Genomic DNA, 11,444 nt, shown 5'->3' on the forward strand with positions numbered 1-11,444 from the left:
CCTAGGAATGGTCGACTGCACGGCATGACGTTCGCAGACTCGGCGGCGTCCGGATCCGGCGAGATCGGGGGATGGGAGGGAAGCGCTGAAGCGTCGGGGCGGGACGCTGAGCTCGGCGGTCGGCCGCTTGGCAAAGTCGCATCCTGGCTCAAGAATGTAGGTTCCTGTCCACCAACCTCCACAGACGGGCGTCTTGTATGGACCACTTTGATCTTCGCATTCGCGTCGACTGCCCGTCCGTCGATGAGGAGGAGCTCGCGCGCCTGACTCGTGTCCTGTATTCGGAGATCGCGGCCACCGACGTCGACGACGTCCGGCCTCTTGCCATGCCGGGATCCGGAACCCCCGGCGCGAAGTCGGCCGGCGCGGTCACCATCGGCACATTGGTGGTCACGCTGGCGCCGGTAGCTGTGGGCAGCTTGATGAGTGTGGTCTCGTCCTGGTTGAGCCGCCAGCCCAGCGACGTGGAGATCGAGATGGACGGAGTCCGGTTCAAGGGCCGTGTGACCAAACGGCAGCGCGAAGAGCTGGTGAGCAACATCCTGCGGAAGCTTGATTCTGCGCCGTGACGATGGCCGGACGACGCCGTGCGCTCCTCCTCGGCTGCGGGCGAGTTGTCGATCGCTCACTCGCTCCACTGCGCGCCCCCAGCCGGGACGTGAGGGAGCTCAGCCGGGTTCTGGAGGGTTTGGACGGCGTCGGATACCAGACCGACACAGCAGTCGACTGCACGAGCCGAGACGCGCAGCGTGCCATCGACCTATTCTTTTCAGGCGCTCAGGTCACCGACTCGGTCAATCTTCTCTACTTCTCCTGTCATGGCGTTCAGGACGCCAACGGCAAGCTGTACTTCGCCTTCAGTGACACTGAAATGCGGCTTCTGAGCTCGACAGCCGTTTCTGCGGATTGGGTGCGGGACCGAATCTATGAGAGCAGGTCGAGGGCAACTCTTGTCCTGATTGATTGCTGCTTCAGCGGGGCGTTCCTCAAAGGAATGGCGGCGCGTTCTCATTCCGAGTACAACGTAGGAGCACTGATTCGGGACCTGCCCGACGGCACCGGCGTCGCCGTCCTCACCGCTTCCGGTGAAACCGAGCGCAGTTTTGAGGATACCGACGCCCCGGACGCGCGGCCGTCCTATTTTACCGATGCGCTCATCGTCGGCCTCGAAACAGGGGCCGCCGACATGGACCAGGACGGCAAGATCACCGTTGAGGAGCTTTATGACTTCGTCTACGGGCGAGTGCTCGCCGGACCTTCCCCCCAGCGTCCTCGCTGGCTCCGGAACGGCGAAGGCCGTCTCGTCGTTGCCGGGGCACCGCGCACCGGCAACACCACCCCAGCGCCGGCTCGGCAAATTCCACAACCTACGGAGTCGTGGCAGGTTCAACGGCAGGTTCGGGCGCCCGCTTCCTCCACCGCGCCTCCGCCCCGCCGACTGGTACGAGACTATCGCCTACGGCTGGGCCTACTCCGTCCCACATTCAACTTGAGAGCGGTTGCCTTCAATTCGAACGGGGAGAGCGTTGCGGTCGGTGGCGCGCCTGCTTACGCGCAACTGATCAGCGTGGCCACCGGCCGCCCGGCCGCCCCGCCGTTCAGCGGACATAGGAATATGGTTGTGACGTTGGCATTCAGCCCGGACGGCACTCTACTCGCGACAGGCGACGCCGATGGCACCGCGATCGTCTTCGATACGACTACCGAACACCTTGTTGCCACACTTCCGCACCCGGCGGTGGTGCGCGCAATGGCGTTCGATCCGACAAGCATCCTACTGGCGACCTGTTCCAACGATGGCTTCGTGCGGTTCTGGGAGGCGCGGACCGGAGCCCCTTATGGCGACGAATTGCGATTCCATGACGGCTACAGCTACTCCGTCGCCTTTAGCCCCGACGGTGGCACATTGGCCGTCGGTGGAAATGAATATGTGTGTCTCATCAACACGTCGACATGGCAATTGACGGCCGATCTGCCTTGCGAGGGCACGGCTTACTCGATCCAATTCAGTGGTGATGGCCGTTTCTTGGCCGCCGGCGGTGGCGGCCCCGCGAGCAAGGGCTTCGCAAAACTGTGGGACGGAGGCTCTCACGAGCAGATCGGCAGGCCCATGGTTACGGAGAAACCCGTGAACGCGGTCAGTTTCCGGCCTGATGGAGAATTACTCGCAACCTGCGGGGGTAATCTCGGGAGCCCGGACCTGATCCGTCTTTGGGAGCCGTCCACGAGCCGAGCGGTGGGAAATCTGGACGGGCAGCAGGCGGAGACAACATCCGTGGCCTTCAGCCCCGACGGTGGTCTGCTTGCCAGCGTCGACACACAAGGGCGCCTGCGTCTTTGGGGATCTTGAGCCCGTGCGGGTGGCCGGACCGGGCCTTCCGAAGCGGCCGACCTTCGGTAATCGTCTCCTGGACTGATACGCGGGACGCCCGGCACGACCCGGCGGACCTCGCCTGCGCCGAGGGCTTCGGTCTCCACCCGGCGTACCCGGTTGCATCCGCAGCCGGCGGGCGACCAGGCGCCCGAGCAGCAAGCCTTGCCGCGTTGCGTTCGGGGGCATCAACCGATCGGCTGACCGAAGGCGATGATCGGCTGTTTCCGTGTGCGTCGGACGCACCGCGACGCTTAGGAAGAGGCATGACCAACGAGCGGACCGTTCCCCTGCTGCCGTGCGCGTCCATTGACGACATCGAGAGCTTTTACCGAGTCCTCGGTTTCAGTACCACGTACAGGCAACGAAAGCCCAACGCGTGTGTGGGGTTGCAGCGGGAAGACCTGCATCTGCAGTTCTTCGCGATCGCCGGATTCGACCCGGAGCAGTCCTATGGCTCCTGTCTCGTACTCACCCCGGACATCGAGGGACTACATCGGGCATTCGCCGCCGGCATGCGCGCCGCGTACGGCAAGGTATTGGTGTCCGGAACACCGCGGATGACCCGGCCCAGGGCGCGGAAGAACGCCGACGGGTTGGGCGGGTTCAGCGTCATCGACCCGGGCGGCAACTGGATTCGCGTTTTTCGGGACGCCGCCCCCGCGCCCGTGCCGGCCGACGCGCCTGCCGGGCGGCTTGCCAAGGCCCTGGCGAATGCTGTCGTACAGGCCGATTCCCGGGGAAACGTCGGACAGGCCGTTCGGATCCTGGACAGCGCATTGACCCGCTCGCAAGCCGACGACGACCCGGTCGAGCAGGTGGAGGTCCTCGTCTACCGCGCCGAACTCGCGATGGTGCTGAACGACTCGACGACAGCGGCCGAGATGCTGGCCCGCGCCCGGTCCGTCACGCTCACGGAAGACGAGTCCGAAAGGGCGGCGCTCGCGTTCGACAACGCCGCCGAACTCGCGACAGCACTGCGGTGACTCACCGTACGAGCGACTGCTCATCTCGGCCAGATCGGTAGACGTGTTCATGAGCTCCGGCGGGTGATCGGGTGAACCGCGGTGTCCGCTGCTCGCGGCCGCAACGGCTGACAGACCCGCTACCGGCGGTTCGGGCCGGCGCTTGACCTTGCCCCTTGGGCAGGCCCCACCGTGGTCCGTGCCGGCCACCAGGCCGGCACGAGGAGGATGACACCGTGGAGCTGCTGACCATCGGCGCGTTCGCCCGAGCGGCGCGGCTGACACCCAAGGCGTTGCGCCTGTACGACGAGGTGGGGCTGCTGCCGCCGGCGGCGGTCGATCCCGAGTCCGGCTACCGGTTCTACGCACCGGAACAGTTGGCTCACGCCCGTCTGATCGCCCGGTTGCGCCGGATCGGCATGCCGCTGGCCGACATCCGCATCGTGTGCGACCTGGAGCCCGGTGCGGCGGCCGAAGCGGTCACCGCGTACTGGCGGCAGGTCACCGCCGACACCGCGGACCGCGCGCACCACGTCGCCCGCCTCGTCGAGCATCTGTCCCAGAAGGGCGTCACCGTGTCCGACACCAACCCTGCCCTGACCATCCGCTACGCCGTGCGCTGCGACCCCGGCCACGGACGCGACACCAACGAGGATGTCGCCTATGCCGGCGACCGGCTGCTCGCCGTCGCCGACGGCACCCGGGGAGCCGGCGCCGCCGCCAGCGCCGCGGCCGTCGACGCGCTCAAGGCGCTGGAACTGGCTGACAAACCGGCCGCCGAGTTGCTCGCCATGCTGGCCGCGACCGTCGACGACGTCGATCGTGAGGTGCGCGTCACCGGCACGGACGACGACCAGCCCGCCACCACCTTGACCGCCCTGCTGCGGCGCGGCTCGCAACTGGCCCTGGTCCACATCGGCGACACCCGCGCCTACCTGCTGCGCAACGGTGAACTCTCGCAACTCACCCAGGACCACACCTGGGTCCGGAGCCAGGTCGAGTACGGCAGACTGAGCCTCGACGAGGCCGCCGCCCACCCGCAGCGCGCTCTGCTCACCCGCGCGCTCGGTGGCGGCAGCCAGCCCGTCGAAGCCGACCTGGCGCTGCGCACCGCCCTGGCCGGGGACCGTTACCTGCTGTGCTCCGACGGTCTGTCCGCCGTCGTCAACCGCAACGACCTGCACACCGCGCTGGCGGAGACCGGCGAGCCCGAACCGACGGCGCAACGCCTGATCGAGCTCGCCTACGCCGCGGGCGCACCGGACAACATCGCCTGCGTCGTCGCCGACATCGTCACCGTTCGCTGAGAGGTGTCCGCTCGCCGGCGTGGTGCGGCCGGTCAGCCGGCGGGGTGCAGCCGCGTCCAGGTGGCGTCGAGCGCGGCCTGCAACAGGCCGGTGTCCTGGGCGACCGTCAGCATTCCGGCGCCGCGGCGGGCCCAGTGCTCACCCATCTCCAGGTCGGAGCAGTGCAGACCGACCGCCGTACCGGCAGATCGGCAGGTGGTGATGATGTGGTCCAGCAGTTTCTCCACGTCTGGCGAGTCGCGGTAGGTGGCGCGCCCGTACCCGCAGTCGAGGGCCAGGTCGTTGGGGCCGATGTAGACGGCGTCGACGCCGGGCACCCGTACGATCTGCTCGAGCGCGTCGACTCCGGCGCGGGTCTCGACCATCACGATGCACAGCACCGCGGCATCCTGTGCGGCGGGCGACGGCACGCCCTCGGTGCGGGTGTAGCCCCACATCGGGCCCCAACTGCGCTGCCCGGCCGGGGGGAAGCGGCAGGCGGCGACGGCTCGTTCCGCGTCCGCCGCGCTGTCGATCATGGGTACGAGCACTCCGCAGGCGCCCGTGTCGAGCGCCCGCATGATCGCCACCGGATCCTTCCACGGCACCCGCACGATGGGCGCCCGGCCGGCCGCTCGCATCACCTGCAGCATCACCGGCAGTTCGGTGAAGGTGGGCACGCCGTGCTGCAGGTCGACGCAGACGTAGTCGAACGGGCTGCCCGCCACCAGTTCGGCGACGCTGGTGTCCGGGATCGAGCTCCACAGCCCGAATGCCGGTGTGCCCCGCGCCCAGCCGGCACGCAGCCGATGTGAGCTGCGAGCCGCGATGGTGCCGTCCACGTTCATGGCAGAACCTCTCTGTCCGATCGAAGTGTGTCCGCCGAGTGCTGTTTTCCGGAGGACTCAGTGGGATTCCCGGGAGACCTGGTCGCCGCTGGAGCCGAGCAGGAAGTCGCAGTCGGCGCCGGTGTCGGCCTGTCCGACGGTGTCGACGTAGAGGCGCTCCCAACCGCGGGCCGGGGCGGCGAACGCCTGGACCATGGCGGGGGCTGGTTCGCGGGCGGCGAGTTCGGCGTCGGGGATGTCGACGTCGAGGCGCCGGTTCTCGACGTCCAGAACGATCATGTCGCCGGTGCGGACCTTGCCGAGCGGTCCGCCGGCGGCGGCCTCGGGAACCACATGCAGAACCACGGTTCCGTACGCGGTGCCGCTCATCCTTCCGTCGCAGATGCGCACCATGTCGCGTACCCCCTGTTCGAGGAGCTTGGTGGGCAGCGGCATGTTGGAGACCTCGGGCATGCCGGGGTAGCCCTTGGGCCCGCAGCCGCGCAGGATCAGCACCGAGTCGGCGGTGACCGGCAGGTCCGGGTCGTCGAGGCGGGCGTGCAGGTCTTCGACGGAGTCGAAGACGACGGCCGGGCCGCGGTGGGACAGCAGTCCGGGTGAGGCGGCGGCGGGTTTGATGACGGCGCCGCCGGGGGCGAGGTTGCCGCGCAGCACGGCGATCCCGGCGTGCGGCCGCAGCGGCTGTTCGCGGGGCCGGATCACCTCCCGGTCGTGGGCCCGGGCGTCGCCGAGGTGGTCGACCAGCGGCCGGCCGGTGACGGTCAGCGCGGCCGGGTCGAGCAGGTCACGGACCTCGGCGAGCACCGCGTGCAGGCCGCCGGCGCGGTAGAGGTCGTCCATCAGGAACCGGCCGGCGGGCAGCAGATCGACCAGCAGGGGCACACCCGCGCCCGTACGGTCGAAGTCGTCCTGGGTGAGGTCGATGCCCAGCCGGCCGGCGATGGCGAGCAGGTGCACGACCGCGTTGGTGGAGCCGCCGAGCGCGGCGAGCGCGACGACGGCGTTGAGGAAGGAGCCGCGGCTCAGCACGGTGCTGGGGCGCCGGTGCGCGTCGGCCATCTCGACGGCCAGCACCCCGGTGGCGTGCGATGCTTCGAGCAGCCGGCTGTCCGGTGCGGGCGTGCCCGCGATGCCGGGCAGCGTCATCCCGAGGACCTCGGCGAGCAGCCCCATCGTCGACGCGGTGCCCATCGTGTTGCAGTGGCCTTTGCTGCGGATCATCGACGACTCGGAACGCTGGAACATGGTGTTGCTCAGGGTGCCGGCGCGGACCTCCTCGGACAGTTTCCACACGTCGGTGCCGCAGCCGAGCGGCACACCGCGGAACGTGCCGGTGAGCATCGGGCCGCCGGGCACCACGACGGCGGGCAGGTCGACGGAGGCGGCGCCCATCAGCAGCGCGGGGATGGTCTTGTCGCAGCCGCCGAGCAGCACGACCGCGTCGATCGGGTTGGCGCGCAGCATCTCCTCGATCGCCATCGCGGCCATGTTGCGCCACAGCATCGCGGTCGGGCGCACCTGCGTCTCCCCCAGTGACACCACGGGCAGGTTCAGCGGGATCCCACCGGCCTGGTAGATGCCGTCGGCGACGCTGCGGGCCACCTCGTTCAGGTGGGCGTTGCAGGGGGTGAGATCGGAGGCGGTGTTGGCGATGGCGATGTGCGGGCGGCCGTCGAACGCGTCGGCCGGCAGCCCACGGCGCATCCACGCCCGGTGGATGTAGCTGTTGCGGTCGTCTCCGGCGTACCACTGCGCGCTGCGTCGAGCCGACATCGAGGCCCCCAGATTCTGATAGATGGATTTCTGATTCGTTATTCGGAACGGTCGGCTCCGACGGTAGCCCAGCTCGGTAATTTCCGGAAGCAGTTTCATTTTGATGGAACGACGGTCTAACATTCGGAACCATGACCGATGACGTGGAGATCGAGGCCGCAGGCCCCGAAGGCAGGCTGGTCGGTTCCGATCGTGTCCTGGCCGTTCTCGCCGAGCTGGCGAAACACCCGCAAGGCATCGGCCTGGACGACATGGCACGGGCGGTCGCCAGCGCCAAGCCGACGGTGCACCGCGCCCTGGCCGCACTGCGGCGGGCCGGGTTCGCCGCACAGGACGGCTACGGCCGCTACGTGCTCGGCGACGAGTTCCTGCGCCTGGCGTTCGCCCACCACGAGGCCCGGCCCGACCACATCCGGGTCCAGCCGATCCTCACCAGGTTGTGCGAGCGGTACGGCGAGACCGTGCACTACGCGGTCCTCGACGGCCGGGACGTGGTCTACCGCGCCAAACTGGATCCGTCGGTCGGCGCGGTCCGGCTCACCTCCGTGGTCGGCGGCCGCAACCCCGCCCACTGCACCGCCGTCGGCAAACTGATGCTGGCCGCGGCGCTGCCCACCGAGCAGGCGGTCCGCGACTGGGTCGGCGACCAGCCCCTGACCACCCCGACCGACCGCTCCATCGCCACCGTCGAGGACCTGCACGCCGAGCTGGCCCGGGTCCGCGAACGCGGCTACAGCGTCGAGGACGGCGAGAACGAGCCGGGCGTCAACTGCCTGGCCGTCCCCGCCTACCTCACCTCACCGACCGCACCCAGCGGAGCGATAAGCATCAGCGGCCTGGCCTACCGCACTCCCGTCCAGAAACTCGTCGACGACCTGCCCGCGATCCGCGCCATCGTCGCCGGCCGCACGGAGCCCCGATGACCACACACTTCACCGCCCGTCCCGCGACCACCGACGGCTACCACCTCGGCGAGGGGCCGCTGTGGGACCCCGGCCGGCAGCGGCTGCTCTGGGTGGACATCACCGCCGGCGCCGTGCACGAGGGCCGCCTCGACACCGCGACCGGCGAGATCGCCCACACCCGGGCCCGGACCTTCGACAGCACCGTCGGAGCCGTCGCCGTCGCCGCCGACGGCGGTCTGCTCGTCGCCGAACGCCACACCCTCGTCCACGTCGACGACCGCACCGGCACGCGGACACCGCTGGCCCGGCTGCTGCCAGCGGACCGGCACAGCCGCCTCAACGACGGCGCCGTCGACCCGGCCGGCCGGTTCCTGGTCGGCAGCCTCGCACAGGACGACCGCACCGGCGAGGAACTCCTGCTCCGGCAGGACGGCACGGTCCTCGACGACGACCTGCGCCTGTCCAACGGCCTGGCCTGGAGCCCGGACGGCAGCCGCCTCTACAGCATCGACACGCTGCCCGGCACCGTCTGGACCCGCGACTACGATCCGGCCACCGGCGCCACCGGGCCTCGCCGCCGGGCATTCACCCTGCACCACCCCGACGGCATGTGCGCCGACGCCGACGGCAACCTGTGGATCGCCCTCTGGGGCGGCGGGCGCGTCGAACGCCGTACCCCTGACGGGGATCTGCTCGCCGTCGTGACCGTCGACGCACCGCACACCTCGAGCGTCACCTTCGCCGGGCCCGGCCTGAACACGCTGGTCATCACCACCGCCCGGCAGGACCTCTCCCCCGCCGACCTGGCCCGGCACCCGCACTCCGGGCGGTTGTTCACCGCCCGCGTCGACGCGGTGGGACTGCCCACCACCTACTGGAATCCCGCACTCTGACAACGGAGCACCCGTGTACACCATCCTTATCGGCGCCGCCGAGAAACCCGCCGGGCCGGTCGACGCCTCGGACCCGCGCACGTTCGGCGGCCACCGGCACGTCACCGGGCCACGCTGATGCGGGCGCTGGTCTTCACCGGACCCGGCAGGGCCGAGGTCCAGGACGTGCCCGAACCCGAGGCCGGCCCCGGCCAGGTCGTCATCGACGTGGACCGTGCCGGGGTGTGCGGCACCGACGTCGAACTGTTCACCGGGCAGATGAACTACCTGCACACCGGCCGGTCGTCCTACCCGCTGCGGCCCGGCCACGAATGGGCCGGAACGGTCACGGCGGCCGGGCCCGGCACCGACCCCGCATGGGTCGGGCGGCGCGTCACCGGCGACACGATGATCGGTTGCGGGAACTGCCCGCGCTGCCTGGCCGGACGGCATCACGTCTGCGCCCGGCTGAGCGAACTCGGCATCTCCGACGGCATTCCCGGAGCGCTCGCCGAACGCCTCGCGTACCCGGCCGCCTACCTCAAGGCGCTGCCCGCCACGATGGACGCCGGCGTCGGCGCCCTGGTGGAACCGGGCGGGAACGCGCTGCGCAGCCTGGAGGCCGCCGCGCTCAACTCCGGGGAACGGCTGCTGGTCCTGGGCACCGCCACCATCGGCCTGCTCGTCGCGATGTTCGCCCGCGCCCGCGGCATCGAGACGCATCTGCTCGGCCACCGCGAGCGGAGCCTGGAACTGGCCCGCTCGCTCGGCTTCGGCAACGCCTGGACCCGCGAGACCCTCCCGGACGGCGCCTGGGACGCGGTGGTCGACGCCTCCAACGCCCCGCACCTGCCGGCGCTGGCCGTGGACCTGGTCGAACCCGGGCGCCGGGTCGTCTACGTCGGCCTGGCCGGTTCGCCCAGCACCGTCGACACGCGCTCGATCGCTCTCAAGGACGTCACCGCGGTCGGCATTCTCGGTGCCTCCGCCGGCCTCTCCGGCACCATCACGGCGTACGCGGATGGTTCTGTCGATCCTCGGGGTGTGATCGCCGCGACCGTCGGGCTCGACGAGATCATCGACGTTCTCGCCGGTCAACGGCCCGCCGGGGCAGGCGCCGGCCCGAAGATCCTCGTCGACCCGCGCAAGTAGAGGAGCACAACGCGTCGCCGCACGCCGGGGCCGCCGCCGGCCGCGGCCCCGGAGCCGGGGTCAGTCCTTGACCGAGTCCCGGCCACGCTGAACGATCAGAGGGTCGGCCGGGTAGACCACCGACACGTCCTTGTCCTCGTAGTCGAACTGGTTGAGGAAGAACCGCATCGCGTTGAGGCGGGCGCGTTTCTTGTCGTTGCTCTTGATCGAGGTCCACGGTGCGAAGTCGGTGTCCGTGTGCTCGATCATCGCCTCCTTCGCGGTGGTGTAGTCGTCCCAGCGGTCCAGGGACTGGATGTCCATGGGCGAGAGTTTCCACCGCCGGACCGGGTCGATCTGCCGGATCGCGAAGCGGGTCCGCTGTTCGGACTGGGTGACCGAGAACCACAGTTTCGTCAAGGAGAAGCCGCTCTCGACCAGCATCTCCTCGAACAACGGGGCCTGCCGGAGAAAGATGCGGTAGTCGTGGTCGGTGACGAAGTCCATCACCCGTTCGACCCCGGCCCGGTTGTACCAGGATCGGTCGAACAGCACTATCTCCCCGGCCGTCGGCAGGTGGGTGACATACCGGTGGAAGTACCACTGACCGAGTTCGGTCTCGGTGGGCTTGGTCAGGGCGACGACCCGGGCGGCACGCGGGTTGAGATGCTCCATGAAACGCTTGATCGTGCCACCTTTTCCGGCGGCGTCACGGCCCTCGAACAGGATCACGTGCTTGGTACCGGTCTCCTGCGTGTAGTTCAGGAACTTCAGCAACTCGATCTGCAGCTGGTACTTCTCCTGCTCGTAGACGTCACGGTCGAGCCGGTCGGGATAGGGGTAGTCCTCCCGCCAGGTCTCCACCGGGTTGCCGCCGGGATCGATCAGGTCGGGATCGGCGAGGTGCTCGTCGTGCCGTACGCGATAGCCCTCACGCAACAGTTGTTCCAAATACACCCGGAAGTTCTCGCGCATCACCCCCCGAGTATCGATCCCGGCATCCCCGTCTGTCGCGGCCACCCACTGCGCCGCGTTACCCACCACGTCACGAACAGTAGCCGCCGCCAGCGCGGCGCGCGGTGGCTATGGGACCAGGGCCCCGGCAAAGTCGTCAGGTGATTCCGAGCAGGGCGAGCGGGCGGCTGCTGTCGCGGGCGTGGTGGCGGTTGGCGGCGGCGATGTTGGTGACGCCCGCGGAGCGTAAGGCGCCGATAGCGGCGTTGCGCAGAGCGGCCATGACCTGTGGCCCGGTGCCGGTACGGATCTGCGAGCGGTCTTCGTCGTAGGTGACGT

General features: G+C 69.3%; 10 protein-coding genes and 1 pseudogene. 7 read left to right on the top strand and 4 right to left on the bottom strand.

From position 1 onward, the window contains the following. Nucleotides 1-197: 197 nt before the first annotated feature. The 4 genes from AB0I88_RS24615 (at nt 198) to AB0I88_RS24630 (ending at nt 4,643) form a co-directional block, all read left to right on the top strand. Entirely contained in the window at nt 198-569 is a 372-nt protein-coding gene (locus AB0I88_RS24615; protein ID WP_361028868.1) for a hypothetical protein, read from the top strand. 2 nt (nt 570-571) lie between these two features. Further along, nucleotides 572-2,350 (top strand): caspase family protein, encoded by a 1,779-nt coding sequence (locus AB0I88_RS24620; protein ID WP_361028892.1) that lies wholly within the window; start codon nt 572-574, stop codon nt 2,348-2,350. A 287-nt stretch (nt 2,351-2,637) separates the two neighbouring features. Beyond that, on the top strand, nt 2,638-3,357 hold the full coding sequence (locus AB0I88_RS24625; protein ID WP_361028871.1) for a VOC family protein: 720 nt from the start codon (nt 2,638-2,640) through the stop codon (nt 3,355-3,357). A 215-nt stretch (nt 3,358-3,572) separates the two neighbouring features. Next, a complete protein-coding gene (locus AB0I88_RS24630; protein ID WP_361028874.1) occupies nt 3,573-4,643 on the top strand; it encodes a MerR family transcriptional regulator in 1,071 nt (356 codons plus the stop codon). 32 nt (nt 4,644-4,675) lie between these two features. On the opposite strand, the gene AB0I88_RS24635 is transcribed toward AB0I88_RS24630, so the two are convergent. Together AB0I88_RS24635 and AB0I88_RS24640 are read right to left on the bottom strand one after the other, a co-directional pair. Then, complete coding sequence (locus AB0I88_RS24635) at nt 4,676-5,470, bottom strand: aldolase/citrate lyase family protein (RefSeq protein WP_361028877.1); 795 nt, start codon at nt 5,468-5,470, stop codon at nt 4,676-4,678. Between the two features lie 57 nt (nt 5,471-5,527). After that, the gene (locus AB0I88_RS24640) at nt 5,528-7,243 is read right to left on the bottom strand and encodes a dihydroxy-acid dehydratase (RefSeq protein WP_361028880.1); all 1,716 of its coding nucleotides are present in this window, start codon (nt 7,241-7,243) and stop codon (nt 5,528-5,530) included. A gap of 131 nt (nt 7,244-7,374) precedes the next feature. Here AB0I88_RS24640 and AB0I88_RS24645 point away from each other — a divergent pair, with 131 nt between their 5' ends. The 3 genes from AB0I88_RS24645 (at nt 7,375) to AB0I88_RS24655 (ending at nt 10,172) form a co-directional block, all read left to right on the top strand. After that, nucleotides 7,375-8,166, top strand: a complete 792-nt coding sequence (locus AB0I88_RS24645; RefSeq protein WP_361028883.1) for an IclR family transcriptional regulator — start codon at nt 7,375-7,377, stop codon at nt 8,164-8,166. Then, nucleotides 8,163-9,041: an SMP-30/gluconolactonase/LRE family protein gene (locus AB0I88_RS24650; RefSeq protein WP_361028886.1), complete on the top strand. Its 879-nt coding sequence runs from the start codon at nt 8,163-8,165 to the stop codon at nt 9,039-9,041. The genes AB0I88_RS24645 and AB0I88_RS24650 overlap by 4 nt, the downstream gene beginning before the upstream one ends. Nucleotides 9,042-9,206: 165 nt before the next feature. Then, nucleotides 9,207-10,172: an alcohol dehydrogenase catalytic domain-containing protein gene (locus AB0I88_RS24655; RefSeq protein ID WP_361028889.1), complete on the top strand. Its 966-nt coding sequence runs from the start codon at nt 9,207-9,209 to the stop codon at nt 10,170-10,172. 60 nt (nt 10,173-10,232) lie between these two features. Here AB0I88_RS24655 and ppk2 read toward each other — a convergent pair whose 3' ends face one another. Beyond that, complete coding sequence (gene ppk2 / locus AB0I88_RS24660; protein ID WP_361028895.1) at nt 10,233-11,126, bottom strand: polyphosphate kinase 2; 894 nt, start codon at nt 11,124-11,126, stop codon at nt 10,233-10,235. Between the two features lie 136 nt (nt 11,127-11,262). Continuing rightward, nucleotides 11,263-11,444 (bottom strand): annotated as a pseudogene (locus AB0I88_RS24665) (ISAs1 family transposase); the annotation flags it as partial.

This window comes from Actinoplanes sp. NPDC049802 (assembly GCF_040656595.1).
GTDB lineage: Bacteria > Actinomycetota > Actinomycetes > Mycobacteriales > Micromonosporaceae > Actinoplanes.

Excerpts from the sequence above, each read along its gene's own strand:
- AB0I88_RS24615 (WP_361028868.1), top strand. The coding sequence starts at position 198 with ATGGACCACTTTGATCTTCGCATTCGCGTCGACTGCCCGTCCGTCGAT.
- AB0I88_RS24620 (WP_361028892.1), top strand. The coding sequence starts at position 572 with ATGGCCGGACGACGCCGTGCGCTCCTCCTCGGCTGCGGGCGAGTTGTC.
- AB0I88_RS24625 (WP_361028871.1), top strand. The coding sequence starts at position 2,638 with ATGACCAACGAGCGGACCGTTCCCCTGCTGCCGTGCGCGTCCATTGAC.
- AB0I88_RS24635 (WP_361028877.1), bottom strand. The coding sequence starts at position 5,470 with ATGAACGTGGACGGCACCATCGCGGCTCGCAGCTCACATCGGCTGCGT.
- AB0I88_RS24640 (WP_361028880.1), bottom strand. The coding sequence starts at position 7,243 with ATGTCGGCTCGACGCAGCGCGCAGTGGTACGCCGGAGACGACCGCAAC.
- AB0I88_RS24645 (WP_361028883.1), top strand. The coding sequence starts at position 7,375 with ATGACCGATGACGTGGAGATCGAGGCCGCAGGCCCCGAAGGCAGGCTG.
- AB0I88_RS24650 (WP_361028886.1), top strand. The coding sequence starts at position 8,163 with ATGACCACACACTTCACCGCCCGTCCCGCGACCACCGACGGCTACCAC.
- ppk2 (WP_361028895.1), bottom strand. The coding sequence starts at position 11,126 with ATGCGCGAGAACTTCCGGGTGTATTTGGAACAACTGTTGCGTGAGGGC.